Origin of the sequence: Pseudomonas sp. NPDC087615 (genome assembly GCF_044743445.1) — a bacterium.
Lineage (GTDB): Bacteria > Pseudomonadota > Gammaproteobacteria > Pseudomonadales > Pseudomonadaceae > Aquipseudomonas > Aquipseudomonas baetica_A.
In genome coordinates this window covers 24,961-50,463 of the sequence record NZ_JBIUWM010000042.1, presented here as the reverse complement: position 1 = coordinate 50,463, position 25,503 = coordinate 24,961, and the positions used below count along the sequence as shown (strand labels likewise).

Below are 25,503 nucleotides of genomic sequence, written 5' to 3'. Positions count from 1 at the left end.
ATGATCGGTGCCCGTGGTCTGGGTGAAGATGTACTGGTGGGCATTCAGACCCTCAACGTCGGGCGCGGTCTTGAGGCCGGTCTGGCGATCGTGATTCTCGCAGTGGTCATCGACCGCATTACCCAAGCGTATGGGCGGCCACGGCATGAGGTGAGCAAATGAGCGACGCAACCGTGAGCAAGATCGAAGTCAAAAACGTCTTCAAGATTTTCGGCAACCGCGCCAAGGATGCACTGGCCATGGTCGGCCAGGGCAAGACCAAGGATCAGGTGCTGAGCGAGACCGGTTGCGTGGTCGGGGTCAACGACCTGTCGCTGAGCATCGGCACGGGCGAGATCTTCGTGATCATGGGCCTCTCAGGTTCCGGCAAATCGACGCTGGTGCGCCACTTCAATCGCCTGATCGACCCGACCAGTGGCGCGATCCTGGTCGACGGCGTGGACATCCTGCAATACGACATGGATGCCCTGCGCGAATTTCGTCGGCACAAGATCAGCATGGTGTTCCAGAGCTTCGGCCTGCTGCCGCACAAGACCGTCCTCGACAACGTCGCCTACGGCCTGAAAGTGCGCGGCGAGAGCAAGCAGATGTGCTCTGAACGCGCGCTGCACTGGATCAACACCGTGGGCCTCAAGGGCTACGAAAACAAATACCCGCATCAGCTTTCCGGCGGCATGCGTCAGCGTGTCGGCCTGGCCCGCGCGTTGGCGGCGGACACCGACATCATCCTCATGGACGAAGCATTCAGCGCCCTCGATCCGCTGATCCGCGCCGAGATGCAGGACCAGTTGCTGGAGCTGCAAAAGACCCTGCACAAGACCATTGTCTTCATCACCCACGACCTCGACGAAGCCGTGCGTATCGGGAATCGCATTGCAATTCTCAAGGACGGCAAGCTGATTCAGGTCGGCACGCCACGCGAGATCCTGCACTCGCCGGCGGACGAGTATGTCGACCGCTTCGTGCAGCGGCGGGCGGCGGTGGTTTAGGCAGTTTTGTGTTGGCTGGTCCGGCCCCTTCGCGAGCAAGCCTGCTCCCACATTTGGAATGCGTCCCCTGTGGGAGCGGGGTTGCTCGTGAAGGCGTCGGTAAAGCTGCATCAATATTACGGTTGAGGTTTTAGATGTCCCAGGCTGAAAAAATCGTTATCACCGGCGCCCCTTTGAGTTGGCAGGACGTGGTCGCCGTCGCCCGGCACGGCGCACAACTTGAGCTGTCGAGCGAGACCTGGGCGCGCATCGAAAACGCCCAGGCCATCGTCCAGCGCATCGTCGTTAGCGGTGAGCGCGCTTATGGCGTCAATACCGGTCTGGGCGGGTTGTCCAACGTCTCGCTCAAAGACGAACAACTCAGCCAGTTGTCGCGCAACACCTTGCTCAGCCACGCCTGCGGCGTTGGCCCGGTACTGCCTGACGAACAGACCCGCGCGATCATCTGCGCGGCGGTCCGCAACTTCAGCCAAGGCAAGTCCGGCCTGCATCGCCGGGTGGTCGAAGCACTGCTGACGCTGCTCAATCGCGGCATCACCCCGCAAGTGCCGTCGCAAGGCTCGGTGGGTTACCTGACCCACATGGCGCACATCGGCATTGCGCTGCTGGGCGTGGGCAATGTCAGCTATCGAGGGCAGATCGTTGCTGCGCAACAGGCGTTGGCTGAAGAGGGGCTGCAACCGGTGCAACTGGGGGCGAAGGACGGTTTGTGCCTGGTCAACGGCACGCCGTGCATGACCGGCCTCAGTTGCCTGGCGATTGCCGATGCCACGCGTCTGGTGCAATGGGCCGACGTGATCGGCGCGATGAGTTTCGAAGCCCAGCGCGGACAGATTGCGGCGTTCGATGCCGAGATCATCGCGCTCAAGCCGCACCCGGGCATGCAGCAGGTTGGCGTCAATCTGCGCGCGTTACTGGATGGCAGTGAAGTGATCGCCTCAAACAAAGGCATTCGCACTCAGGACGCCTTGAGCATCCGTTCGATCCCGCAGGTGCATGGCGCCGCTCGCGATCAGTTGCAACACGCAATCAAACAGGTCGAAGCCGAACTCAACGGCTGCACCGACAACCCCCTGCTACTGGGTACGCCGGACGATTTCCGGGTCATGTCCCAGGCCAATCCGCACGGTCAGTCGGTGGCGATGGCCGCGGATTTGCTGGCGATTGCCGTGGCCGAAATCGGCTCGATTGCCGAGCGTCGTCTCGATCGTCTGGTCAACCCGCACGTCAGTGGTTTGCCGGCGTTTCTGGTGGCCAACCCGGGGGTGAACTCCGGGATGATGATCGTGCAATACGTCGCCGCGTCGCTGTGCGCCGAAAACCGTCAATTGGCGCAACCGGCGGTGCTCGACAACTACATCACCTCAGGCTTGCAGGAAGACCACCTGAGCATGGGCACCAACGCTGCGCTGAAGCTGCATCGCGCCCTGGAAAACTGCACGCAGATCCTCGCCATCGAATATCTGCTGGCGGCGCAAGCGTTTGAATTCCTCAAGGAGCAGCGCTTTGGCGCGGGCACTGATATCGCGTGGCGACTGCTGCGTGAGAAAGTCCCGGCCTACGATCAGGACCGCTGGCTGGCGCCGGATATCGCCGCGGCTGCGAGCGTTTTGAAAGACACGAATTTGCTGCACAACGTATTACCGAATCTGCACTGACCATTACCCATACCAGCGTGCCAAGGCGTGGATCGTCCAAAAGACGAGAAACGACGGATAACGGAATGCTCCGGAGCGACTGGTAGTTAATAACAAACTCTCAAAAGGAGCATTTAAATGACTGCGCTAAACCTGATCCCCGGCCAACTGAGCCTGGCCCAATTGCGTGACGTTTTTCAAAACCCGGTCAAGCTGAGCCTCGACAACAGCGCCTCGGCACAGATCGAAGCCAGCGTCGCCTGCGTCGAGCAGATCCTCGCCGAGAATCGCACGGCCTACGGCATCAACACCGGTTTCGGCCTGCTGGCCTCGACCCGCATCGCCAGCGAAGACCTGGAAAACCTTCAGCGTTCGCTGGTGTTGTCCCACGCCGCCGGTGTCGGTGAGCCGATCAGCGATGCGCTGGTGCGGCTGGTTATGGTGCTCAAGGTCAACAGCCTCAGCCGTGGTTTCTCCGGCATCCGCCGTGTGGTGATCGATGCGCTGATCGCGCTGATCAACGCCGAGGTTTATCCGCACATTCCGCTGAAAGGTTCGGTCGGGGCTTCAGGCGATCTGGCGCCATTGGCGCACATGTCGCTGGTGCTGCTGGGCGAGGGCAAGGCACGGTACAAGGGCGAGTGGATGGAGGCGACCGAAGCGCTGAAAGTCGCCGGTCTGACACCGCTGACGTTGGCGGCGAAGGAAGGTCTGGCGCTGCTTAACGGTACTCAGGTGTCTACTGCGTATGCGTTGCGCGGTCTGTTTGAAGGTGAAGACCTGTTCGCTGGCGCCCTGGCGCTGGGCGGTTTGACGGTTGAAGCGGTGCTCGGCTCGCGCTCGCCGTTCGACGCGCGTATCCACGCCGCCCGTGGCCAGAAAGGCCAGATCGACGCGGCTGCCGCTTACCGTGATCTGCTCGGTGAGCGCAGCGAAGTGTCCGACTCGCACCAGAACTGTGAAAAGGTTCAAGACCCTTACTCGCTGCGCTGCCAGCCGCAAGTCATGGGCGCGTGCCTGACCCAGTTCCGTCAAGCGGCTGAAGTGCTGGCGATCGAAGCCAACGCCGTGTCGGATAACCCGTTGGTGTTCGCCGCTGAAGGCGATGTGATTTCCGGCGGTAACTTCCACGCCGAACCGGTGGCCATGGCCGCTGACAACATGGCCCTGGCCATCGCTGAAATCGGCTCGCTGAGCGAACGCCGCATCTCGCTGATGATGGACAAGCACATGTCGCAACTGCCGCCGTTCCTGGTGGCCAATGGCGGCGTGAACTCTGGTTTCATGATCGCCCAGGTGACGGCGGCGGCACTGGCCAGCGAAAACAAGGCGCTGTCCCATCCGCACTCGGTGGACAGCCTGCCAACTTCGGCCAACCAGGAAGACCACGTCTCGATGGCCCCGGCGGCCGGCAAGCGTCTGTGGGAAATGGCCGAGAATACCCGCGGGATTCTCGCGGTGGAATGGCTGGCGGCGGCCCAGGGGCTGGACTTGCGTAACGGTCTGAAAACCTCGGCGAAGTTAGAACAGGCCCGGGCGATTTTGCGTAAGGAAGTGCCGTTCTATGAGAAAGATCGGTTCTTTGCGCCGGACATCAATGCCGCGACTGAGTTGTTGGCATCGCGTTGCTTGAGCGAGCTGGTTCCAGCCAAGCTTTTGCCGAGCCTGTGATGGCCTTTTCGCGAGCAAGCCCGCTCCCACAGGGGAACGCATTCCAAATGTGGGAGCGGGCTTGCTCGCGAATCGATTTTGAACAAGACGAGGACTTGGGATGAAAACCCTCTGGCAACACTGCCACGTCGCAACCATGGCGCAAGGCGTCTACTCGATCATCGAGGATGCGGCCATCGTGACGTCCGGTGCGCACATCGAGTGGATCGGCCCGCGCAATCAATTGCCATCCGGCGAATACCCGGCGGTCAATGACTTGCAAGGCGCGTGGGTCACCCCCGGCCTGATCGACTGCCACACCCACACGGTGTTCGGCGGCAACCGCAGCGGCGAGTTCGAAAAGCGCCTGCAAGGCGTTAGCTACGCCGAGATCGCCGCGGCCGGCGGCGGCATCGCCAGCACCGTGCGTGCCACCCGCGAAGCGAGCGAAGACGAATTGTTCGCCAGTGCCGCCAAACGCTTGAAAAGCCTGATGCGTGACGGCGTGACCACGGTCGAGATGAAATCTGGCTACGGCCTCGATCTGGCCAATGAGCGCAAGATCCTGCGCGTGATTCGGCGTCTGGCTGCCGAACTGCCGATCAGCGTGCGCAGCACCTGTCTGGCCGCACATGCGCTACCGCCGGAATACAAGGAACGCGCTGACGATTACATCGATCTGGTCTGCACCCAGATGCTGCCAGCATTGGCCGCCGAAGGTTTGGTTGATGCCGTGGATGCGTTTTGCGAATACCTGGCGTTCTCGCCGGAACAGGTTGAACGCGTGTTCATCGCTGCCCACAAACTGGGTCTGCCGGTGAAGCTGCACGCCGAGCAATTGTCCTCGCTGCACGGCTCCAGCCTGGCGGCGCGCTACCACGCGTTGTCGGCCGATCACCTGGAGTTCATGGACGAAGCCGACGCCATCGCCATGGCCGAATCCGACACGGTCGCGGTGCTGCTGCCGGGCGCGTTCTACTTCCTGCGTGAAACCCAATTGCCGCCGATGGAAGCCCTGCGCAAGCACAAGGTGAAGATCGCCATCGCCAGCGACCTCAACCCCGGCACTTCGCCAGCGCTGTCGTTGCGCCTGATGCTCAACATGGCCTGCACCTGTTTTCGCATGACACCGGAAGAAGCGCTGGCCGGCGCGACGATTCATGCCGCGCAAGCGCTGGGCATGGCTGACACCCACGGTTCGCTGGAAGTCGGCAAGGTCGCGGATTTCGTCGCCTGGCACATTGATCGTCCGGCGGATCTGGCCTATTGGCTCGGTGGTGATCTGGACAAACGCGTCGTGCGTCACGGCGTCGAATCAAGTCTGTAGGAGAACGGTTGTGGATAAGGTTCTGAATTTCAAACAAGGTCGTGTGCCGCTGTTGATCAGCATGCCTCACGCCGGTCTGCGCCTGACGCCTGCTGTCGAGGCTGGCCTGATCCCGGATGCGCAAAGCCGGCCGGACACTGACTGGCACATTCCGCAGCTCTATGACTTCGCCGAAGAACTCGGCGCCAGCACCCTGGCGGCCGAGTACTCGCGTTTCGTCATCGACCTGAACCGGCCGTCCGACGACAAACCGCTGTACGCCGGCGCCACCACCGGGCTGTATCCCGCGACTTTGTTCGATGGCATCCCGTTGTTCAAGGAAGGCCAGGAGCGTTCGAAAGAAGAGCGCGCGACTTACCTGGAGCAGATCTGGACGCCGTACCACCGCACCTTGCAGGAAGAACTGGCGCGGCTGAAGGCCGAGTTCGGTTACGCGTTGCTGTTCGACGCGCATTCGATCCGCTCGATCATCCCGCACCTGTTCGACGGCAAACTGCCGGACTTCAACCTCGGCACCTTCAATGGCGCCAGTTGTGATCGGCAACTGGCCACGGAACTGGAAGCGATCTGCGCTCGCCACGGCGAGTACAGCCACGTCCTGAACGGACGCTTCAAGGGCGGCCACATCACCCGCCATTACGGCAACCCGGCCGAGAACATCCACGCCGTGCAACTGGAACTGTGCCAGTGCACCTACATGGAAGAGTTCGAGCCGTTCCGCTATCGCGCCGACTTGGCCGAGCCGACGCGGGTGGTCCTCAAGGCGCTGCTACAGCACTTTATTGCCTGGGGCCAGAAACACGCTCTCAAGTAACAACACCATCCCCTGTGAGAGCGGGCTTGCTCGCGAAGGCGTCGGAACAGTCAATATTGATGTCGACTGATACGGCCTCTTCGCGAGCAAGCCCGCTCCCACATGTTTTATATGCAGCAGAAAAATCGCGGTAGTGCACAGGCATGCTTATTGACGTAAATCGGGTTTATGATGCCCAACGGCAGAATAATAGAAGTCCCCCCAGGGATGACCTCGACCCCTTACGGAGCGCGCAATGCAGACTTTGTTCCCGCAGATCAAACCTTACGCCCGGCACGATCTGGCTGTCGATGACACGCATACGTTGTATGTCGACGAGAGCGGTTCACCGCAAGGCTTGCCGGTCGTGTTCATCCACGGCGGCCCTGGCGCCGGTTGCGACGCTCAGAGCCGACGCTATTTCGATCCGAACCTGTACCGCATCGTCACTTTCGACCAGCGCGGTTGCGGACGCTCCACCCCGCACGCCAGCCTGGAAAACAACACCACTTGGGATCTGGTCGCCGACCTTGAGCGCATCCGCCAGCACCTGGGCATCGAAAAATGGGTGCTGTTCGGTGGTTCGTGGGGTTCGACCCTGGCGCTGGCCTATGCACAAACTCACCCGGAGCGCGTGCATGGCTTGATCCTGCGCGGGATCTTTCTCTGCCGCCCGCAGGAAATCGAGTGGTTCTATCAGGCTGGCGCCAGCCGCCTGTTCCCCGATTACTGGCAGGACTACATCGCGCCGATTCCGCTGGACGAGCGCGATGATCTGCTCAGCGCCTTCCACAAACGCCTCACGGGTAACGACCAGATCGCCCAGATGCACGCGGCCAAAGCCTGGTCGACCTGGGAAGGGCGCACCGCGACCCTGCGGCCGAACCCGCTGGTGGTCGATCGGTTCTGCGAACCGCAACGCGCGCTGTCGATTGCGCGGATCGAGTGCCACTACTTCACCAACAATGCCTTTCTTGAACCGAACCAACTGATTCGCGACATGGGCAAGATTGCTCACTTGCCGGGCGTGATCATTCACGGTCGTTACGATGTGATCTGCCCACTGGATAACGCCTGGGAACTGCATCAGGCGTGGCCGAACAGCGAGTTGCAGGTGATTCGCGACGCCGGTCATGCCGCGTCCGAACCGGGCATCACCGACGCGCTGGTGCGTGCCGCCGGTCAAATGGCGCAGCGCCTGCTCGACCTGTCGCCCGAAGAAGCATGAAGGGCCTGTTACAGCGAGTGCGTGGCGCTCGAGTAGAGGTGGCGGGCGAGGTAGTGGGTGCGGTCGATCAGGGGTTGCTGGTCCTGGTGGCGATCGAACCCGACGACACGCGTGTCAGCGCCGACAAACTTCTGCATAAGCTGCTTAACTATCGGGTATTCAGTGACGCCGAGGGCAAGATGAATTTGTCCTTGGCGGACGTGGGTGGCGGGTTGCTGCTGGTCTCTCAGTTCACCCTGGCCGCCGACACCAAAAGCGGGTTGCGGCCGAGCTTTTCAACGGCGGCGCCACCGGCTCTGGGCGAGGAATTGTTCGACTATCTATTAAGCAAAGCGAAACAGGTGCATGGCACTGTGGCATCAGGTAGATTCGGCGCTGATATGCAGGTGCATTTGGTCAACGATGGCCCGGTTACCTTTTTGTTACAGACCTAAAAGCACCTGAAACACCTTCTTTAGGAAATTTCGACTGTTTTTAGGGTGTTTTCGCGATAAATACTTTGTTACCCCTGATGCGTTGTCATGCGGGCTACTAGATAATCGCGCGCTATGGGGATCAGCGTTCGTTGGTCCATTTTTGACTTAGGTAGAGACTTGTCTGGATCCGATTGGGGAATCATTTTGCCCCAGCGGAGTCGGAACAATGCTCGCCAACCTGGCATATAGATAGCTGGCCGTTGGTTTTTTGATCTGTTTTCGGCGAGGGTTGCTCGTGATTGTTAGTCCCTGTAATGCAGCAAAATTGTCTGCCAAACGCGTTCGAAGTGCTTTGGTAGCGGGCTCCGCGCTCCTGTGCCTGCTCAGCGCCGGTCAGCTTTGGGCGTTCAATCTTGACGATGTATCGGCCAAGGCTAAAGAGCTGGCCGGACAGAAGTTCGAAGCCCCCCGCAGCAACCTGCCGAACGAATTCCGCGACATGAAATTCGCGGACTATCAGAAAATCCGCTTCCTCACCGAAAAGGCTGAGTGGGCTGATCAGAAGACCCCGTTCAAACTGTCCTTCTATCACCAGGGTATGCACTTCGATACACCGGTGAAAATCAACGAAATCACGGCTAACACCGTCGAAGAGATCAAATACGACCCTTCGCGTTTCGATTTCGGCGATCTGAAATTCGATCCTAAGGCCACCGATAAACTGGGTTATGCCGGTTTCCGTGTGCTGTACCCGATCAACAAGGCCGACAAGCAAGACGAAATCATGACCATGCTGGGCGCGAGCTACTTCCGCGTCGTCGGCAAGGGTCACACCTACGGTCTTTCGGCTCGTGGCCTGGCCATCGATACCGCGTTGCCGTCGGGCGAAGAGTTTCCGCGTTTTCGCGAGTTCTGGATTGAACAGCCGAAGCCGGCTGACAAGCATCTGGTGATCTACGCCCTGCTGGATTCGCCGCGTGCCACCGGTGCCTATCGTCTGATCCTGCGTCCGGGCAGCGACACCATTGTCGACGTCAAGGCGCAGATGTTCCTGCGTGACAAGGTCGGCAAACTGGGCATCGCCCCGTTGACCAGCATGTTCCTGTTCGGCGCGAACCAGCCGTCCAAAGTCCTCAACTACCGCCGTGAACTGCACGACTCCAGCGGTCTGTCGATCCATGCCGGTAACGGCGAGTGGATCTGGCGTCCGCTGAACAACCCTAAACACTTGGCCGTGAGCAATTTCAGCGTCGACAACCTGCGCGGTTTCGGTCTGCTGCAACGTGGCCGTGACTTCAGCCACTACGAAGACCTCGACGACCGCTACGACAAGCGCCCAAGCGCCTGGATCGAGCCGAAGGGCGACTGGGGCAAGGGCACCGTTGATCTGGTAGAGATTCCGACCGCCGACGAAACCAACGACAACATCGTTGCGTTCTGGAGCCCGGAAAAAATGCCGGAGCCGGGCCAGCCGCTGGACTTCGCCTACCGCATGCACTGGACCATGGATGAAGCCGCGATTCACGCGCCGGACAGCGCCTGGGTTGCGCAGACGCTGCGTTCGACCGGTGACGTCAAGCAATCGAACCTGATCCGTCAGCCCGATGGCAGCGTTGCCTACCTGGTCGACTTTGAAGGTCCATCGCTGGCGGCGCTGGCCCCGGACGCTGACGTTCGCAGCCAGGTCAGCGTCGGTGACAACGCCGAACTGGTTGAAAACAGCGTGCGCTACAACCCTGAAACCAAGGGCTGGCGCTTGACCCTGCGGATGAAAATCAAGGATGCGAGCAAGTCGACCGAGATGCGTGCCGCACTGGTGCAGCCAGTGGTAACCGCTGATCTGGCCAAGTCTGCGGTGCCGACGTCTAACTCGTCCGTTGCCAAGGCCGACAAGATTGCCGCCAAGCAACAAGCGAAAGCCGACAAGGAAGCCAAGGCAGCCGAGGCCAAACAGGCAGATGCCAAGCCAGACGCAGAGGCCAAGGACAAGGCCAACAAAGACGCCAAGCAGCCAGCCGCTGCGGACGCGGCCCCAGCCACACCGGAATCGGCACCGACTGAAGAAGTCCTGACCGAGACCTGGAGCTATCAGTTGCCTGCCGATGAGTAACTCTCAAGTACAGCCAGAGACTCTGTCCGAGTATCTGGCGCATCTGCCGATGACCGACGAGCAGCGCGCGGAACTCGCGGGCTGCCAGTCGTTCAGCGAGCTGCATGAACGCCTATCGTCCTCGACGTTCGACGCGCCGACCGAAGCCGCCCAGGCTTCGGTCGGCAAGCGCCTGACCCTGAGCACGGCTGAAGCGCTGGAAGATGCGCAAATGCTGGTGCTCGACGCCAGCGGCCGGGTCAGTCTCAAGGCCACGCCGCCGATTCGTCGCACCAAAGTCGTGCCGGAGCCTTGGCGTACCAATGTTCTGGTGCGTGGCTGGCGCCGCCTGACCGGCCGCACCAACCCGCCGCAACCGCCCAAAGACGAAAACGTGCTGCCGGCCGCGCGCTGGCGCACCGTCGGTTCGATCCGTCGCTACATTCTGTTGCTGCTGATGCTCGGCCAGACCATCGTCGCCGGCTGGTACATGAAAGGCATCATGCCGTACCAGGGTTGGTCGTTCGTCGACCTCGACGAAGTCCTGCACCAGCCGCTGCTGCAAACCGCCACGCAAGTGCTGCCGTATGCGCTGCAAACCAGCATCCTGATTCTGTTCGGGATTCTGTTCTGCTGGGTGTCGGCCGGTTTCTGGACCGCGTTGATGGGCTTCCTCGAGTTGCTCACCGGTCACGATAAATACCGCATCTCCGGCAAAAGCGCCGGCAACGAGCCGATTGCCAAAGACGCCCGTACCGCGCTGGTGATGCCGATCTGCAACGAAGACGTGCCCCGGGTATTTGCCGGTCTGCGCGCCACCTTCGAATCGGTTGCCGCCACCGGTGATCTGGATCGTTTCGACTTCTTCGTGCTCAGTGACAGTAACGACACCGACATCTGCGTGGCCGAGCAACAAGCCTGGCTGGACGTCTGCCGTGAAGCCAAAGGCTTCGGCAAGATCTTCTATCGCCGCCGTCGCCGTCGTGTGAAACGCAAGAGCGGCAACCTCGACGACTTCTGCCGTCGCTGGGGCGGTGACTACAAGTACATGGTCGTGCTCGACGCCGACTCGGTCATGAGCGGCGAGTGCCTGACCAGTCTGGTGCGCTTGATGGAAGCCACGCCGGACGCCGGGATTATCCAGACCGCGCCTCGTGCGTCGGGCATGGACACCCTGTATGCGCGCATGCAGCAGTTCGCGACCCGCGTGTATGGCCCGTTGTTCACTGCCGGTCTGCACTTCTGGCAGTTGGGTGAATCCCATTACTGGGGTCACAACGCGATCATCCGCATGAAGCCGTTCATCGACCACTGCGCCTTGGCGCCGTTGCCGGGCAAAGGTGCGTTCTCTGGGGCAATCCTGTCTCACGACTTCGTTGAAGCGGCGCTGATGCGTCGTGCCGGCTGGGGCGTGTGGATTGCCTACGACCTGCCGGGCAGCTACGAAGAGTTACCGCCCAACCTGCTCGACGAACTCAAGCGTGACCGTCGCTGGTGCCACGGCAACCTGATGAACTTCCGACTGTTCCTGGTCAAGGGCATGCACCCGGTGCACCGTGCGGTGTTCCTGACGGGCGTGATGTCGTACCTGTCGGCACCGTTGTGGTTCTTCTTCCTGGTGCTGTCGACCGCGCTGCTGGCGGTGAACACGCTGATGGAACCTCAGTACTTCCTTGAACCGCGTCAGCTCTATCCGCTGTGGCCGCAATGGCACCCGGAAAAGGCAATCGCGTTGTTCTCGACCACCATCGTGCTGCTGTTCCTGCCGAAGTTGTTGAGCATCATCCTGATCTGGGCCAAGGGCGCGAAAGAGTTCGGCGGCAAGTTCAAGGTGACGCTGTCGATGCTGCTGGAAATGCTGTTCTCCATGCTGCTGGCGCCGGTGCGGATGATTTTCCACACCCGTTTTGTTCTGGCCGCGTTCCTGGGCTGGGCCGCCACCTGGAACTCGCCACAGCGTGACGACGACTCCACGCCATGGAGCGAGGCGGTCAAGCGCCACGGGCCGCAAACGCTGCTGGGTTTCTGCTGGGCGCTGTTGGTGATCTGGCTGAACCCAAGCTTCCTGTGGTGGCTGGTGCCTATCGTCGGTTCGCTGATGCTGTCGATCCCGGTGTCGGTGATTTCCAGTCGTGTGGGTCTGGGCTTGAAGTCCCGTGACGAGAGCCTGTTCCTCATCCCTGAGGAATACAATCCGCCACAGGCGCTGCTGGCCACCGATCAGTACACCCACGAAAACCGCTGGCACGCACTGAACGACGGCTTTGTCCGCGCCGTGGTCGACCCGCAGCAGAACGCTCTGGCGTGCTCGCTGGCGACGGCCCGTCACGGCCAGGCCGAGCCGATCGAGTGGCTGCGTCAGGAGCGTGTGCGTCACGCACTGAAGGTTGGCCCGGCGGCGCTGAGTAACCATGATCGCCTGCAACTGCTGAGCGATCCGGTCGCTTTGGCGCGTCTGCATGAGCAGGTCTGGGCCGACGGTCACGCCGAGTGGCTCAATGCCTGGCGCGCATCGGTGAAAGCCGATCCGCACGCCCCGCTGCTGCCGCTGCGACCGGTGAGTCTTCAGGCTCAGCCGGCCTGATGAGAAAACCCCGCGAAAGCGGGGTTTTTTATGGCACTGAAAAGTCCCATAGCCTAGGTAAGCCACAGTGAATGAGTCGAACACAACCGTTGTGATCGACTCATTCACCTGTGGGCCGGCTTGCTAGCGATAACATTACCTCGGTCCGAAGCGAGCCGAGGCAGATCAGTGACCTCAAACCTTGAATCGGCCCACCAGCATCTGCAAATGCGTGCCCAACCGCGCCAGTTCAACGCTGGACGCTGCTGTCTCTTCACTCGCCGCCGAGGTCTGATCCGACACATCACGCACGTTCAGCACGCTACGGTTGATCTCTTCGGCCACGGCGCTCTGCTGCTCGGCTGCTGCCGCGATCTGCTGGTTCATCGCCTGAATCGCCGATACGGTGCGGGTGATGCTTTCCAGTGAGCCACCGGCGCGGCGGGTCAACTCCACGCTGCTGTCAGTCAGGCTGCGGCTGTTGTCCATGATCGTCGCCACTTGCTGGGTGCCGTTTTGCAGGCCTACGATCAGTTCTTCGATCTCTTCGGTGGACTTCTGCGTGCGCTGGGCAAGGCTGCGCACTTCGTCAGCAACCACCGCGAAGCCACGGCCGGCCTCGCCCGCACGCGCCGCTTCGATTGCCGCGTTGAGCGCCAGCAGGTTGGTTTGCTGGGCCACGGATTTGATCACGTCGAGCACGCTGCCGATCTTGTCGCTTTCGCGTTTAAGTTCGCCCATGGCTTCGGTGGAGTGGCCCACTTCAACGGCCAGGCGTTCGATCTGGGTGATCGCCTCACCCACCACCTTATCGCCTTCGCGGGCCTGCTGGTCGGCGGCAACGGCGGCTTCGGAAGCCTCTTCGGCGTTGCGCGCGACTTCCTGCACGGTGGCGGCCATTTCGTTCATGGCGGTGGCGACCTGGTCGGTCTCGATCTTCTGATTGTTGACCCCGGCGCTGGTCTGCTCGGTCACGGCCGACAGTTCTTCGGCAGCGCTGGCGATCTGGGTGACGCCTTCGCTGATGCCACCGATCAACTCGCGCAGGCCTTGGGTCATGCTCTGCATCGAGCGTTGCAATTGGCCCAGTTCATCGCGACGCAGCGAGACGAGGTTGTGGGTCAGATCGCCGGCCGCCACGCGTTCGGCGACCTGCAGGGTCTGATTCAACGGAATGATGATCTGTCGGGTGATCGCCCACGCAGCCAGCAGGCCGAAAGCTACCGCCAGCAGGGTGGCGATGATCAGCATGTTCTTGGCGTGTGCGGCATCGGTGTCGCGCACGATGGTCTGGGATTCGGTGAGTTTTTTGCTCACGTCGAGGAGGATGTCGCCCTGAGCCGACATGATTGCCTTGGCCTTGGCGGTGTTGATCTGGGAGTCGCGGAACTGGGCGACCGCTGCGCGATAGGCCTTGATTGAGTCAGTGGCCTGCTGCAGGTTGGCGATGTGCTGTTCCGGCAGCTTCGATGGCAGGCTCTCGAGATTTTTCAGCGCATTGTCGATGGCGTCTAGCGCCGGCTGCTCAGCATCGGCCTTGCCGCTGTAGGTGTAGCCGCGCACCTGATAGCGCGCCTGCTGCAGCAGTTTGCTCAGTTCGATCACGCTGTTGAATTGGGCGACGCTGTCGCCCTGCAGCATGGATTTTTCAACTTCCGAAATCTTCGCCACGGCGTTGTCGGCATTGGCGCCAAGCTTGCTGCGGGCGTCTTCGCGCTGAACGGTGGCCTGGGTCATGTCGGCAAAGGCGCGTTTGTATTCGGCGACGGCGGCCAGTTGCTGATCGACCATTGCCGCATCGGAGGGTTGCTCGATCAGGGTGCGAGCGGTTTGCAGGCCGCTGTCGAGTTTGCCAAGCAGTTCGTTGACTGTGCCGGGACCTTGTTCGCCACGACGGGCTTCATAGTCCAGGCGCGCCAGGCGCAGATCCTTGGTCAGCTCGTTTAGGCCGGAGATGAAACCAAGCTTGTCGCCACGGCTGATGATGCCGCTCATGCCGGTCCAGCCGGTGAAGGTGATCAACAGCGTCAGCAACAGCACCAGGCCGAAACCGATTCCCAGCTTGCGTTTGACGCTGACGTTTCCAAGACTCTCGGCTAACCAACGGTACATGCGACGACTCCCTCAGACCACTCATTGGACTTATGGGAACTGTATCGGCTGGGTGATGGCAATCTGTAACGCCATTTGTCCGCCACAGGGGATGTGGCGAATTTAGAACAGGCGGGCGAGCAGGGCGGTCACGGCGGTTTCAACCCGCAAAATGCGCTCACCCAGTTGCACCGGTTGCAGGCCGGATTTGGCCAGCAGATCGATTTCGTAAGGGATCCAGCCACCTTCGGGACCGATCGCCAGGGTCACCGGTTCGTTGAGTGCGCGTGGGCACGGCGGGTAGTTGCCGGGATGGCCGACCAGGCCGAGAGTGCCGTTGGTGATGGCTGGCAGACGGTCTTCGACAAATGGTTTGAAGCGTTTCTCGATGATGATGTGCGGCAGGACGGTATCCCGGGCCTGTTCGAGGCCGAGGATCAATTGTTCGCGGATCGCTTGCGGTTCAAGAAACGGCGTCTGCCAGAAGCTCTTTTCGACGCGGTAGCTGTTGACCAGAATCACTTTCGACACGCCCATGGTCGCCACGGTCTGGAACACCCGACGGAGCATTTTCGGGCGGGGCAGGGCCAGCACCAATGTCAGTGGCAGCTTGGCCGGTGGCGGTTGGTCGAGGGTGACGCGCAACTCAGCTTCACCCGCTTCCAGGCGCAACAACTCGGCCGAACCCATCAACCCGTCTATACGCCCGACCCGCAGGCTGTCACCGACTTCCGAGCGGTGAACTTCCTGCATATGGGTCAGGCGACGATCACGCAGCACCACACGGTCGGGCGCAATGAAATCGGCCTCTTCGAGCAGCAGCAGGTTCATGCCTGGGTCGCTGGCGGCGGGTCGTTGTGATCGTCGGCTGCTTCTTCCGGGCGTTCGCGCTTGCTGACCAGGCTGCCGAACAAAATGCCGATTTCAAATAGCATCCACATCGGCACGGCCAGCAGGGTCTGGGAGAAAATGTCCGGCGGGGTGAGGATCATGCCGACCACGAAGCAGCCGATGATCACGTACGGGCGGATCTTCTTCAGGTATTTGACGTCGACCACGCCGATCCACACCAGCAGCACCACGGCCACCGGGATTTCGAACGCCACCCCGAAGGCGAAGAACAGCGTCATGACGAAATCGAGATAGCTGGCGATGTCGGTCATCATTTCCACGCCGGCCGGGGTGGCGGCGGCGAAGAATTTGAAAATCAGCGGGAACACGAAGTAATAGGCGAAGGCCATGCCGGTGTAGAACAGCAGGATGCTGGAAACCAGCAGCGGTACGGCAATGCGCTTCTCATGCTTGTACAGGCCTGGCGCGATGAAGCCCCAGATCTGATGCAGAATCACCGGAATCGCGAGGAACAGCGAAACCATCATCGTCAGCTTCAACGGCGTCAGGAACGGCGACGACACGTCGGTGGCAATCATCGTCGCGCCCACCGGCAGGTACTGGCGCAGCGGCGTCGAGACGAAGGTGTAGATCTGCTGGGTGAACGCGAACAACCCGGCGAAGATGATGAAAATCGCCGCCACGCAACGCAGCAGACGGGTGCGCAACTCGGTGAGGTGCGAAACCAGCGGCATGTGCTGGTCGTTTTCGGGAAGATCGCTCATGGGGCTCGCGGCGGCAATGTGGGGTCGTGAGGGGCCAGCGCTACGGGCGCGGCGGCTGGAGCAACGTGTTCAACCGAGGTTTCTGCTGCAGCGGGCACCGTTTCTGCCTGTGTGGCAACGGGTGCAGGTGTCAACGGAGCGACTGCGGCAGGGGTGTGAATCGTCTGCTCACCCACATGTTCAACCGGTGTCGGTTCCTGCTGAACCGGCGTGAAGATCTTCCGCGCCTCCTGCTCCAGCGACAGAATGTGCTCGTTGTGCAGTTGCCGACGGATTTCGTCAGCGCCGATTTCACGTTCAACTTCCTGTTTGATCGCGTTGAAGCTGCGCTTCAGTCGCCCGACCCACAGGCCGGCGGTGCGTGCAGCGCCCGGCAGTCGCTCGGGGCCCAGCACCAGCAGGGCAACGAGGCCGACGAGCAGCAGTTCAGTGAAGCTGATACCAAACATTAGTCAGTGCTCACACGTCTTTGCGGATCGGCTCTTCAACTTTCTGTGCCTGCACGTCGATGGTGTGCGGCGCATTGGTCTGAGCGGTGGCTTGCGGCTGCACTGGTGGCACCGGTTGCGCAGGCGTCACGGTTGGATCGGCGGCTGGCTTCTCGTCGTCGTTCATGGCTTTGCGAAAGCCCTTGATCGACTCACCCACGTCGGTGCCGAGGTTTTTCAGTTTCTTGGTGCCGAACACCAGCACCACGACTACCAGAATGACGATCCAGTGTTTCCAGTCAAAAATGCCCATGTTGCAGTTCCTCTCTCAAAGTTGTTCAGGCGGACGGACGCGAGGCTTTCTCGACGTGTCCGGACAGACCGAAGCGACGATCCAGTTCATCGAGCACAGCCTGCGGATGCTGCCCCAGTTGGGCGAGCATGACCATGCTGTGGAACCACAGGTCGGCGGTCTCGTAAATCACGTCGCTGCAATCACCGCTGATGGCGGCGTCCTTGGCGGCAATAATGGTTTCGACCGACTCTTCGCCGACTTTCTCCAGAATCTTGTTCAGACCCTTGTGATACAGACTAGCCACATACGAGCTGTCGGCAGCGGCGCCTTTGCGCTCTTCGAGCACTTCGGCCAGACGGGTCAGGGTGTCACTCATGTTTGTGTCCTGCGCAATAGATGGCTTGCGGGTCTTTGAGTACCGGGTCGACTGTTTTCCAGTCGCCGTTTTCGAAGACACGGTAAAAGCAGCTTTGACGGCCGGTATGGCAAGCAATATCGCCGATCTGTTCAACCATCAGGATGATCACGTCGGCGTCACAGTCCAGACGCATTTCATGCAGGGTCTGTACGTGGCCGGACTCTTCGCCCTTGCGCCACAGCTTGCCACGGGAACGTGACCAGTAGATGGCACGGTTTTCCGCGGCTGTCAGTTCCAGCGCTTCGCGGTTCATCCAGGCCATCATCAGCACGCGTCCGGTCTTGTGATCCTGGGCAATCGCCGGCACCAGGCCATCAGCGTCCCACTTGATCTCGTCCAGCCAGTTTTTCATCTTCGACTCCGACAGCGAACCCGCACTTCTAATAGTCGGGTTCAGGCGTTGAAACAGTGTGCCAGCCGATCATGGAACTGGCTATCGGCGAACGACCAGATACAAGCCGACAGCCACCATGATCCCCGCAGGCCAATGCCCCAGCTCGTTCAGTGGGCCACCGGCGGCGAGGACCGTACCGCCCGCCAGATGGGCACTGCCAAGCAGGCGCAGGAACCAGTCGTCCTTGCGTTTGTGCCACGGTGGCGGTGGGTCGTTGGCATGTGGCTGGGACATGCGTTCGAGCAGGTCGCGGGCCATATTGGCCAGGTGCGGCAACTGTTCGAACTGGCTCTGCACGTTGCCGATCAAGGTTTTCGGGCTGACGCGCTCGCGCATCCAGCGTTCTAGGAACGGCTGCGCGGTGTTCCACAGATCCAGATCCGGGTACAGCTGACGGCCGAGGCCTTCGATGTTCAATAACGTCTTTTGCAGCAGCACCAACTGCGGCTGCACTTCCATGTTGAAGCGCCGCGCCGTCTGGAACAGGCGCATCAGCACCTGGCCAAATGAAATATCTTTTAATGGTTTTTCGAAGATCGGCTCGCACACGGTACGGATCGCCGCTTCGAATTCGTTGAGTTTGGTTTCTGCCGGCACCCAGCCCGAATCAATGTGCAGTTGCGCCACGCGGCGGTAGTCACGCTTGAAGAAGGCGAACAGGTTGCGTGCCAGGTAATCCTGATCCTCGGGGGTCAGGCTGCCGACGATGCCGCAGTCGATCGCGATGTACTGCGGGCTCCACGGGTTGACCGTGCTGACGAAGATGTTGCCCGGGTGCATGTCGGCGTGGAAGAAACTGTCGCGGAATACTTGGGTGAAGAAGATCTCCACGCCGCGTTCGGCGAGCATTTTCATGTCGGTGCGCTGGTCGGCGAGGGTCGCCAGATCCGTCACCTGAATCCCGTAGATACGCTCCATCACCAGCACTTTCGGCCGGCACCAGTCCCAATAGACTTGCGGCACGTAGAGCAGCGGCGAGCCTTCGAAGTTGCGCTTCAACTGGCTGGCGTTGGCCGCCTCGCGCAGCAGATCGAGTTCGTCGTAGATGGTTTTTTCGTAATCCTGAACCACGTCCACCGGGTGCAGCAGACGGGCATCCGCCGATACTTTTTCGGCGGCGCGGGCGAGGATGAACAGCCATGCCAGATCCTGCGCGATCACCCGCTTCAGGCCCGGGCGGATGACTTTGACCACCACTTCTTCGCCGGTTTTCAGTTGCGCGGCATGTACCTGTGCGACCGAGGCCGAGGCCAGTGGTTTGACGTCGAAGCGGCTGAAGACTTCGTCGATCTTTCTGCCCAGTTGCTCTTCGATCAGCTTGATTGAAACCTGCGAATCGAATGGCGGCACGCGATCCTGCAGCAGCATCAGTTCATCGGCGATGTCTTCCGGCAGCAGGTCGCGACGGGTCGAGAGAATCTGCCCGAACTTGATGAAAATCGGCCCCAGATCCTGCAATGCCAGGCGTAAACGCGCACCCCGGCTCAGATCCAGCGGCTTGCGCGCAAACCAGCGCCACGGCAGCACAAAGCGCAGCGCCAGGAGGAACCAGGGCAGCGGCAGATCGAACAGCAGGTCATCGAGGCGGTAGCGGATCACGACGCGCTGGATGCGCAACAGACGGCGGACGGCAAGCAGCTTCATGCGTTATCGCTTGGGTCGAGGGATCGGGAAAGGCGCTCGAAACGCGCCTCGAGACGTTCCAGATCAAGTTTGATCCGGTCCAGTTCGCTGAACCGCGCTTCGGCTTCGCGCTGCCCGACGAGGGTGCGTGATTCTTCGGCGAGGTATTCGGCGAGGTTCTGGTTGAGACTGGCAAATCCTTGTTGATACCAGCGTGCGCGGCTGCGCAGATGTCCACCGACCAGTTGTGTGGCGACCGGGCCGAGCCAGCGCGAGAGTTCGTACTCCCAGTCCAGCTCGAGATCCTGCAACACACCGGCCAGTTCCAGCAGCACACCGCTGTCGCCATCGAGCTCGACTTGCGGGGCATGCAGCACCGCGGTCTTGTCTTTGCTCAGGGCCAGTTTCACCAGGCTTGAAGCCGGAGCGCGCAAGGTGCAATCGACGCCGGTTTCCCAGTGGGAGGCCAGCATCAGACCTTCATCACTCGGCAGGATGAACAGTTGCAGCGCCGGGCTGCGGCAATCGACGGCAATCACTTTGCCAGTCAAATGCGCCAGCCGCGGCAGCGCCGTGCTGTCGAGACGCAGCACCCGGTTCAGGCCGAGTTCGACGCTGGCCAGCAGCCCGGTGAGCAACATCAGGGCTTGATGCCGCGGTGCAGGGCGACGATGCCCGAGGTCATGTTGTGATAGGTCACGCGGTCGAAACCGGCGTCGACCATCATCGATTTCAGGGTTTCCTGATTCGGGTGCATGCGGATCGACTCGGCCAGGTAGCGATAGCTCTCCGAATCGTTGGTGATCAGCTTGCCCATCAGTGGCATGAAAGCGAACGAGTAGGCGTCGTAGGCTTTGGACATCAGCGCGTTGGTCGGCTTGGAGAATTCCAGCACCAGCAGACGGCCGCCGGGCTTGAGCACGCGCAGCATCGAGCGCAGGGCGTCTTCTTTATGCGTCACGTTGCGCAGGCCGAAAGCGATGGTCACGCAGTCGAAATGGTTGTCGGGGAACGGCAGTTTTTCAGCGTCCGCCTGAACGAATTCGACGTTGCCGGCCACACCCAGATCCAGCAGGCGGTCACGGCCGACCTTGAGCATGGATTCGTTGATGTCAGCCAGCACAACCTGGCCGGTCGGGCCGACCAGGTGGGAGAATTTTTTGGTCAGGTCGCCAGTGCCGCCGGCGATGTCCAGCACGCGATTACCGCTGCGCACGCCCGACAATTCGATCGCGAAACGTTTCCACAGACGGTGCATGCCGCCCGACAGAAGGTCGTTCATCAAGTCGTACTTGGCGGCTACGGAGTGGAACACCTCAGCGACTTTTTCCGCTTTCTGGCTTTCCGGAACGTTTTTGAAGCCGAAGTGAGTGGTGGGTTCGGCATCGCTGCCTTTGCGCTGATCAGTCATATCGCTGTCACCAAAAGAGAATGCGCGACATTCTAATCCCCAAGCCATGCTTTGTCTTGGAATGGCTAAAGGTAAGATGGGCAACCTTCGGGACGATTTGCCGCAGATGCGGTCAAGATTTACCGACAAGCATTCATAAAGCAGGAGTCATTCAATGGCCCGTATTAGTGTTGAGCGTGCCCACAACCTGGGCAAGGAAGCGGCCCGCGAGAAGGCCGACAAGCTGGCGCAGAAACTGTCCGATCAATATGGCCTGGAGCCGCAATGGTCGGGCGACACCTTGAACCTCAAGCGTTCGGGCGTTAAAGGTGCGGTGCATGTCGCCGACGATTCGATCAGGGTCGACGTGGAGCTGGGTCTGATGATGTCGGCCATGAGTGGCATGATCAAAGCCGAGATCGAGAAGGCGCTGGACAAAGCGCTGGTTTGATTTCTGCCTGAAATGAAATCCCCCGGTGGGAGCGGGCTTGCTCGCGAAAGCGGTCTGTCAGTTGATGAGTCTGTTGACTGATAAGAGGCTTTCGCGAGCAAGCGCGCTCCCACATTTGTTTCGTGGTGCTCCTGCTGTTTATGTCAGTTGTTAGGGTGCCGTTTCTAATTTTTCTGCCTACTTTGTGCCTGAGCCCGACACTTTCGCGGGCAGTTCCTCAAACCTTCTGCGCGTGAGGTGCACCATGGCCAAAGTAATTTTGAAGAAAAAAATCGACGCTTCGACTTCTGCTCTGAGCGACGTGAAATCCTATGCCCGCAAGATCTGGCTGGCAGGCCTGGGTGCCTATGCCAAGGTCGGCCAAGAGGGCAGCGACTACTTTCAAGAGTTGATCAAGGCTGGTCAAACGGTTGAAAAGAAAGGCAAAAAAGCCGTCACCGAAAAACTCGAAGCAGCCAACACCGAGATCGATGAAGTCAAGGGTGAGGTCAGCTCTTTCAAAGGTCGCGTCGAAGTTCAACTCGACAAGGTCGAGAAGGCGTTCGACTCCCGTGTTGCAAGCGCCTTGAATCGTATCGGCATTCCGTCTAAACATGACGTTGAGACACTCTCTGCTAAGCTCGATGAGCTGACGGCATTGCTCGAACGCGTCGCGCGTAAATCTTAAGGAGAACGGGATGGCTGGTAAAAAGAACACCGATAAAGAAGGCAGCTCGTGGATTGGGAAAGTCGAAGACTACTCCCGCAAAATCTGGCTGGCTGGTTTAGGCGTGTACTCGAAGATCGACACTGACGGCAGCAAACTCTTCGATACATTGGTCAAAGACGGCGAGAAAGCCGAGAAGCTCACCAAGTCTGTGGTTGGCAAAAAAGTCGATGCCGCCAAGGATTCTGCTTCTTCGGCCAAGTCGCGCATCAGTGGCGTTAAAGATCGCGCACTGGGCAAGTGGGACGAGCTGGAAGGTGCTTTCGACAAGCGCCTGAACAGCGCGATTTCGCGCCTGGGTGTTCCGAGCCGCAATGAAGTGAAAGCGCTGCACAGCAAGGTGGAAACCTTGACCAAGCAGATCGAAAAACTTACCGGGGAGAAAGCTCGCCCGGTAGCGGCGAAAACCGCTGCAGCCAAGCCAGCAGCCAAAACGGCGGCGGCCAAACCAGCAGCGAAAACCGCGGCCAAGCCACTGGCTAAAGCGGCTGCAAAACCTGCGACCAAACCGGTTGCTGCCAAAGCCGCTGCCAAGCCTGCTGCAAAAGCTGCGGCCAAACCAGCAGCTAAAACTGCCGCCAAGCCAGCAGCGAAAACCGCAGCCGCCAAACCTGCTGCCAAGCCAGCGGCCAAACCGGCTGCGGCGAAAAAACCGGCAGTGAAAAAACCGGCCGCACCGAAAGCCGCTGCGCCGAAACCGGCCGCTCCAGCGGCCAAGCCTGCCACTTCGGCAACCCCGGTGAGCACGTCGAACTCCGCCGCTGCACCGACTCCGGCGGCAACCCCGACTGTTGCATCGACCCCGTCGACGCCAACCAGTCAGTCCTGATTTTTCAGGAAGCAAGAAAACGCCCGGCCTGCGAAGGTCGGGCGTTTTTGTTTGTGTAGATAATCTCAAGACCACTGCGAACCCCTGTGTGGGCTTGCTCGCGAAGGCGGCATTCCTGTCACACAAGATGTAGCGGATGTACTGGCCTCTTCGCGAGCAAGCCCGCTCCCACAGGGTTCTTGGTGTTTGCGATCAATCGTGATCTTCCAGGTATTGCAGCGACATCCGCTCCGTCGCCACCTTCACCGGCGGCAGCAAGTGCGGCGCCACCAGCATCATGATCTGGTAAACAACCAATCTGACCTCACCTTCGCGATCAAGAATTCGCTGATAGTCCAGTGAAAACAGCAGCGTCATGGTGATCTGCTCCACCAATTGCCCCAGCGCCTGCGTATCGCTGACCAACTGCCCTGCCGCCTTCAACCGCGCCAGCAACGATGCCAGTGTGCGTTTCAAGGCATTGAGCAAATGACGAATCCCCTTCGCCAGTTTCGGCAGGCGTCCGGCCAGGTTCGACAGGTCCTGAAACAGGAACCGATACTGCGCCAGTCGCTCAACGATCAGATGCAAGAACAGCCAGTAATCCTCCGGCGCCAACTCCACCTCCGGCGGCGGATCCAGCAGCGGCGCCAGTTCATTCTGGAAACGTTCGAACAGTCCGAGAATCAGTGGCTCCTTGCCGTGGAAGTGGTAGTAAAGGTTGCCGGGGCTGATCCCCATTTCATTGGCAACTTCCATGGTGGAAACGTTCGGCTCGCCCTTTTCGTTGAACAGTTGCAGAGCACATTCGAGAATCCGGTCGCGGGTTTTCATCCAGTCTTCTTAGAAAAAGTCGGTTAAGCGTCAGCGCACATGCACGTAAGTGCCGGGTGCTGCCTCCATCGGTGGATAGTTCGGGTTGCCGAGGGTCATCTGGGTTTCGTGCTGGGCGCCGGAGCGTTGCTGAATCCATTCCAGCCACTGCGGCCACCAACTGCCGTCGACGTGTTTGCCGTCGTAGTACCAGGCGCGCGGATCGCTGCTCATCTTGCCGTTATCGATGTAGGCGGCTTTCGGGTTGGTCGGTGGGTTGAGAATGCTCTGTACATGGCCGCTGTTGGACAGCACAAAACGTCGATCACCCCCCAACAGCAAGGTTGAGCGATACACCGCATCCCATGGGGTGATGTGGTCGTTCATGCCGGCGACGCTGAAACTGTCGACAGTGACTTTCTGCAGATCGATCGGCGTACCGCAGACCTCAAGACCACCGGGGTGGGTCAGCGGGTTGTGCTTGAAGAAGTCCAGCAGGTCGCCGTGAAACGCGGCGGGCAGCCGTGTGTTGTCGTTGTTCCAGTAAAGAATGTCGAAGGCTGGCGGCTCTTTGCCCAACAGGTAGTTGTTGACGAAGTAGCTCCAGATCAAATCGTTGGGGCGCATCCAGGCGAAAACCTTGGACATGTCGCGACCCTCCAGCACGCCCTTCTGATAGGAACGGCGTTTGGCGGCTTCAAGGGTTTGCTCGTCGGCAAATAGCGTGGCCGGGGTTTCGATCTGGCTGTCGAGCAGGCTGACCAGATAGGTCGCGCTGGAGACCCGCCGCAGTTGCCGTTTGGCTTGCAAATGCCCTTGCAGAGCGGCGATGGTCAGCCCGCCGGCGCAGGCGCCCATCAGATTGATCTCGCGGGCGCCGGTGATCGCCCGGCACACGTTCATCGCTTCTTCCACCGCTTCAACGTAAGTCGAAAGGCCCCATTCGCGGTGGCGCACATCGGGGTTGCGCCAACTGATCATGAAGGTCTGCAAGCCGTTTTTCAGGGCGTATTGGACGAAGCTGTTCTGCGGACTGAGGTCAAAAATGTAGTACTTGTTGATTTGCGGCGGTACTACCAGCAGTGGCTTGGCGTACTGTTTTTCGCTCATCGGTCGATACTGGATCAGCTCCAGCATCTCGTTGCGAAACACCACTGAACCGGTGGTGGTGGCGACGGTTTTGCCGACTTCGAATGCTTGCTTGGTGACCTGTCGAGGCAGGCCGTCGTTGTGCAGCAAATCATCAAACAGATGACTGAGGCCGCGCACCAGACTGTGGCCTCCGGAGTTGAACAACTCCTTGATCGCCAGCGGGTTGAGCAATGTATTGGACGGTGCTACGGCGTCGTTGAGCAGGGTGAAGGCAAACTGCGCGCGCGCGCGATCGTCCGGGCTCATGTTGCTCTCGTCGATCCAGCTTTTGACCTGTTTCTGCCAAGCCAGATACGCCTGCAGACTGCGCCGGTAAAACGGATTCAGGCTCCATGCCGGGTCGGCGAAGCGGCTGTCCTGTGGATTGGTCGGGTGCAGGGTTTCGCCCAGCAGCACGCGGCCCAATTGGCCGCCGAGTTTCAACGCGTGCTTCGCGCTGTGGATCGGGTTGCGCAAGCCATGGGCGGCCACACTGCGCAGTGTCGAGATCAGGTCTCGGCCTCGCAGCCCGGCGATCGCACTTTGTGCATTGATGAACACGGCGGAGCTGGGTACAACGCCCTTTGCTGGTTTTTCGCGCATGTATCAACACTCCTTCGTCTTCAGGCCAAAAACAAACTCACCGA

The 25,503-nt window shown here is 60.2% G+C and carries 24 protein-coding genes and 2 pseudogenes; 13 read left to right on the top strand and 13 right to left on the bottom strand.

Features of this window, described 5'->3' with window-relative positions; genetic code table 11:
- The 10 genes and pseudogenes from ACIOU6_RS19940 to mdoH all read left to right on the top strand — a co-directional run.
- Positions 1-162: pseudogene (locus tag ACIOU6_RS19940) on the top strand (proline/glycine betaine ABC transporter permease); the annotation flags it as partial.
- The gene (locus ACIOU6_RS19935) at positions 159-989 is read left to right on the top strand and encodes a glycine betaine/L-proline ABC transporter ATP-binding protein (protein WP_221733119.1); all 831 of its coding nucleotides are present in this window, start codon (positions 159-161) and stop codon (positions 987-989) included. The pseudogene ACIOU6_RS19940 and the gene ACIOU6_RS19935, both read left to right, overlap by 4 nt.
- 134 nt (positions 990-1,123) lie before the next feature.
- The gene (gene hutH / locus ACIOU6_RS19930) at positions 1,124-2,647 is read left to right on the top strand and encodes a histidine ammonia-lyase (RefSeq protein WP_401138691.1); all 1,524 of its coding nucleotides are present in this window, start codon (positions 1,124-1,126) and stop codon (positions 2,645-2,647) included.
- Positions 2,648-2,764: 117 nt separating this feature from the next.
- Entirely contained in the window at positions 2,765-4,297 is a 1,533-nt protein-coding gene (gene hutH, locus ACIOU6_RS19925; protein ID WP_221733117.1) for a histidine ammonia-lyase, read from the top strand.
- Between the two features lie 100 nt (positions 4,298-4,397).
- Positions 4,398-5,603 (top strand): imidazolonepropionase, encoded by a 1,206-nt coding sequence (gene hutI / locus ACIOU6_RS19920; RefSeq protein ID WP_401138690.1) that lies wholly within the window; start codon positions 4,398-4,400, stop codon positions 5,601-5,603.
- Positions 5,604-5,613: 10 nt separating this feature from the next.
- Positions 5,614-6,417: an N-formylglutamate deformylase gene (gene hutG, locus ACIOU6_RS19915; RefSeq protein ID WP_401138689.1), complete on the top strand. Its 804-nt coding sequence runs from the start codon at positions 5,614-5,616 to the stop codon at positions 6,415-6,417.
- 235 nt (positions 6,418-6,652) lie between these two features.
- Positions 6,653-7,624, top strand: a complete 972-nt coding sequence (gene pip / locus ACIOU6_RS19910; RefSeq protein ID WP_401138688.1) for a prolyl aminopeptidase — start codon at positions 6,653-6,655, stop codon at positions 7,622-7,624.
- Positions 7,621-8,058 carry a D-aminoacyl-tRNA deacylase gene (dtd, locus tag ACIOU6_RS19905; protein ID WP_221731331.1) on the top strand — a complete coding sequence of 146 codons (438 nt, stop codon included), beginning with the start codon at positions 7,621-7,623 and terminating at the stop codon, positions 8,056-8,058. Before pip ends, dtd begins: the two co-directional genes overlap by 4 nt.
- Before the next feature lie 277 nt (positions 8,059-8,335).
- The gene (locus ACIOU6_RS19900; RefSeq protein WP_221731330.1) at positions 8,336-10,150 is read left to right on the top strand and encodes a glucan biosynthesis protein G; all 1,815 of its coding nucleotides are present in this window, start codon (positions 8,336-8,338) and stop codon (positions 10,148-10,150) included.
- Positions 10,143-12,713, top strand: coding sequence for a glucans biosynthesis glucosyltransferase MdoH (gene mdoH / locus ACIOU6_RS19895; RefSeq protein WP_401138687.1), 2,571 nt, complete (start codon positions 10,143-10,145; stop codon positions 12,711-12,713). The genes ACIOU6_RS19900 and mdoH overlap by 8 nt, the downstream gene beginning before the upstream one ends.
- 174 nt (positions 12,714-12,887) lie before the next feature.
- Here mdoH and ACIOU6_RS19890 read toward each other — a convergent pair whose 3' ends face one another.
- The 11 genes and pseudogenes from ACIOU6_RS19890 to ubiE form a co-directional block, all read right to left on the bottom strand.
- Positions 12,888-13,601 (bottom strand): methyl-accepting chemotaxis protein, encoded by a 714-nt coding sequence (locus tag ACIOU6_RS19890; protein WP_401138693.1) that lies wholly within the window; start codon positions 13,599-13,601, stop codon positions 12,888-12,890.
- A 141-nt stretch (positions 13,602-13,742) separates the two neighbouring features.
- A pseudogene (locus ACIOU6_RS19885) lies at positions 13,743-14,687 on the bottom strand (methyl-accepting chemotaxis protein); the annotation flags it as partial.
- A gap of 219 nt (positions 14,688-14,906) precedes the next feature.
- Positions 14,907-15,614 carry a 16S rRNA (uracil(1498)-N(3))-methyltransferase gene (locus tag ACIOU6_RS19880; RefSeq protein WP_221731327.1) on the bottom strand — a complete coding sequence of 236 codons (708 nt, stop codon included), beginning with the start codon at positions 15,612-15,614 and terminating at the stop codon, positions 14,907-14,909.
- Positions 15,611-16,399 (bottom strand): twin-arginine translocase subunit TatC, encoded by a 789-nt coding sequence (tatC, locus tag ACIOU6_RS19875; protein WP_260455779.1) that lies wholly within the window; start codon positions 16,397-16,399, stop codon positions 15,611-15,613. The genes ACIOU6_RS19880 and tatC overlap by 4 nt, the downstream gene beginning before the upstream one ends.
- Positions 16,396-16,848: a Sec-independent protein translocase protein TatB gene (gene tatB / locus ACIOU6_RS19870; protein WP_401138686.1), complete on the bottom strand. Its 453-nt coding sequence runs from the start codon at positions 16,846-16,848 to the stop codon at positions 16,396-16,398. The genes tatC and tatB overlap by 4 nt, the downstream gene beginning before the upstream one ends.
- Before the next feature lie 10 nt (positions 16,849-16,858).
- Positions 16,859-17,140, bottom strand: a complete 282-nt coding sequence (locus tag ACIOU6_RS19865) for a twin-arginine translocase TatA/TatE family subunit (RefSeq protein WP_221731325.1) — start codon at positions 17,138-17,140, stop codon at positions 16,859-16,861.
- 25 nt (positions 17,141-17,165) lie between these two features.
- Entirely contained in the window at positions 17,166-17,498 is a 333-nt protein-coding gene (locus tag ACIOU6_RS19860; RefSeq protein ID WP_007909355.1) for a phosphoribosyl-ATP diphosphatase, read from the bottom strand.
- A complete protein-coding gene (gene hisI / locus ACIOU6_RS19855; protein WP_401138685.1) occupies positions 17,491-17,892 on the bottom strand; it encodes a phosphoribosyl-AMP cyclohydrolase in 402 nt (133 codons plus the stop codon). The genes ACIOU6_RS19860 and hisI overlap by 8 nt, the downstream gene beginning before the upstream one ends.
- Positions 17,893-17,973: 81 nt before the next feature.
- Entirely contained in the window at positions 17,974-19,578 is a 1,605-nt protein-coding gene (ubiB, locus tag ACIOU6_RS19850; protein WP_221731324.1) for a ubiquinone biosynthesis regulatory protein kinase UbiB, read from the bottom strand.
- Entirely contained in the window at positions 19,575-20,198 is a 624-nt protein-coding gene (locus tag ACIOU6_RS19845) for an SCP2 domain-containing protein (RefSeq protein WP_095187467.1), read from the bottom strand. Before ACIOU6_RS19845 ends, ubiB begins: the two co-directional genes overlap by 4 nt.
- Positions 20,198-20,968 carry a bifunctional demethylmenaquinone methyltransferase/2-methoxy-6-polyprenyl-1,4-benzoquinol methylase UbiE gene (gene ubiE, locus ACIOU6_RS19840; RefSeq protein ID WP_221731323.1) on the bottom strand — a complete coding sequence of 257 codons (771 nt, stop codon included), beginning with the start codon at positions 20,966-20,968 and terminating at the stop codon, positions 20,198-20,200. Before ubiE ends, ACIOU6_RS19845 begins: the two co-directional genes overlap by 1 nt.
- A gap of 154 nt (positions 20,969-21,122) precedes the next feature.
- Between ubiE and ACIOU6_RS19835 the strand changes: the two genes are divergently transcribed.
- The 3 genes from ACIOU6_RS19835 (at position 21,123) to ACIOU6_RS19825 (ending at position 22,933) form a co-directional block, all read left to right on the top strand.
- On the top strand, positions 21,123-21,398 hold the full coding sequence (locus tag ACIOU6_RS19835; RefSeq protein ID WP_221731322.1) for a polyhydroxyalkanoic acid system family protein: 276 nt from the start codon (positions 21,123-21,125) through the stop codon (positions 21,396-21,398).
- A gap of 244 nt (positions 21,399-21,642) precedes the next feature.
- Positions 21,643-22,065: a phasin family protein gene (locus tag ACIOU6_RS19830; protein WP_221731321.1), complete on the top strand. Its 423-nt coding sequence runs from the start codon at positions 21,643-21,645 to the stop codon at positions 22,063-22,065.
- Positions 22,066-22,075: 10 nt separating this feature from the next.
- Complete coding sequence (locus ACIOU6_RS19825) at positions 22,076-22,933, top strand: phasin family protein (RefSeq protein WP_401138684.1); 858 nt, start codon at positions 22,076-22,078, stop codon at positions 22,931-22,933.
- Positions 22,934-23,125: 192 nt separating this feature from the next.
- On the opposite strand, the gene ACIOU6_RS19820 is transcribed toward ACIOU6_RS19825, so the two are convergent.
- Together ACIOU6_RS19820 and phaC are read right to left on the bottom strand one after the other, a co-directional pair.
- Entirely contained in the window at positions 23,126-23,746 is a 621-nt protein-coding gene (locus ACIOU6_RS19820) for a TetR/AcrR family transcriptional regulator (RefSeq protein ID WP_401138683.1), read from the bottom strand.
- Positions 23,747-23,776: 30 nt separating this feature from the next.
- Entirely contained in the window at positions 23,777-25,459 is a 1,683-nt protein-coding gene (phaC, locus tag ACIOU6_RS19815) for a class II poly(R)-hydroxyalkanoic acid synthase (RefSeq protein ID WP_221731318.1), read from the bottom strand.
- Positions 25,460-25,503: the final 44 nt, after the last annotated feature.

Coding starts and splice junctions, on each gene's coding strand:
- hutI (WP_401138690.1), top strand. CDS start 4,398: ATGAAAACCCTCTGGCAACACTGCCACGTCGCAACCATGGCGCAAGGC.
- ACIOU6_RS19890 (WP_401138693.1), bottom strand. CDS start 13,601: ATGAACGAAATGGCCGCCACCGTGCAGGAAGTCGCGCGCAACGCCGAA.
- ACIOU6_RS19860 (WP_007909355.1), bottom strand. CDS start 17,498: ATGAGTGACACCCTGACCCGTCTGGCCGAAGTGCTCGAAGAGCGCAAA.
- phaC (WP_221731318.1), bottom strand. CDS start 25,459: ATGCGCGAAAAACCAGCAAAGGGCGTTGTACCCAGCTCCGCCGTGTTC.
- ACIOU6_RS19935 (WP_221733119.1), top strand. CDS start 159: ATGAGCGACGCAACCGTGAGCAAGATCGAAGTCAAAAACGTCTTCAAG.
- ACIOU6_RS19880 (WP_221731327.1), bottom strand. CDS start 15,614: ATGAACCTGCTGCTGCTCGAAGAGGCCGATTTCATTGCGCCCGACCGT.
- tatC (WP_260455779.1), bottom strand. CDS start 16,399: ATGAGCGATCTTCCCGAAAACGACCAGCACATGCCGCTGGTTTCGCAC.
- dtd (WP_221731331.1), top strand. CDS start 7,621: ATGAAGGGCCTGTTACAGCGAGTGCGTGGCGCTCGAGTAGAGGTGGCG.
- pip (WP_401138688.1), top strand. CDS start 6,653: ATGCAGACTTTGTTCCCGCAGATCAAACCTTACGCCCGGCACGATCTG.
- hisI (WP_401138685.1), bottom strand. CDS start 17,892: ATGAAAAACTGGCTGGACGAGATCAAGTGGGACGCTGATGGCCTGGTG.
- ubiE (WP_221731323.1), bottom strand. CDS start 20,968: ATGACTGATCAGCGCAAAGGCAGCGATGCCGAACCCACCACTCACTTC.
- mdoH (WP_401138687.1), top strand. CDS start 10,143: ATGAGTAACTCTCAAGTACAGCCAGAGACTCTGTCCGAGTATCTGGCG.
- hutH (WP_221733117.1), top strand. CDS start 2,765: ATGACTGCGCTAAACCTGATCCCCGGCCAACTGAGCCTGGCCCAATTG.
- ACIOU6_RS19845 (WP_095187467.1), bottom strand. CDS start 20,198: ATGTTGCTCACCGGGCTGCTGGCCAGCGTCGAACTCGGCCTGAACCGG.
- ACIOU6_RS19825 (WP_401138684.1), top strand. CDS start 22,076: ATGGCTGGTAAAAAGAACACCGATAAAGAAGGCAGCTCGTGGATTGGG.
- hutH (WP_401138691.1), top strand. CDS start 1,124: ATGTCCCAGGCTGAAAAAATCGTTATCACCGGCGCCCCTTTGAGTTGG.
- ACIOU6_RS19830 (WP_221731321.1), top strand. CDS start 21,643: ATGGCCAAAGTAATTTTGAAGAAAAAAATCGACGCTTCGACTTCTGCT.
- ACIOU6_RS19835 (WP_221731322.1), top strand. CDS start 21,123: ATGGCCCGTATTAGTGTTGAGCGTGCCCACAACCTGGGCAAGGAAGCG.
- ACIOU6_RS19865 (WP_221731325.1), bottom strand. CDS start 17,140: ATGGGCATTTTTGACTGGAAACACTGGATCGTCATTCTGGTAGTCGTG.
- ACIOU6_RS19820 (WP_401138683.1), bottom strand. CDS start 23,746: ATGAAAACCCGCGACCGGATTCTCGAATGTGCTCTGCAACTGTTCAAC.
- tatB (WP_401138686.1), bottom strand. CDS start 16,848: ATGTTTGGTATCAGCTTCACTGAACTGCTGCTCGTCGGCCTCGTTGCC.
- ubiB (WP_221731324.1), bottom strand. CDS start 19,578: ATGAAGCTGCTTGCCGTCCGCCGTCTGTTGCGCATCCAGCGCGTCGTG.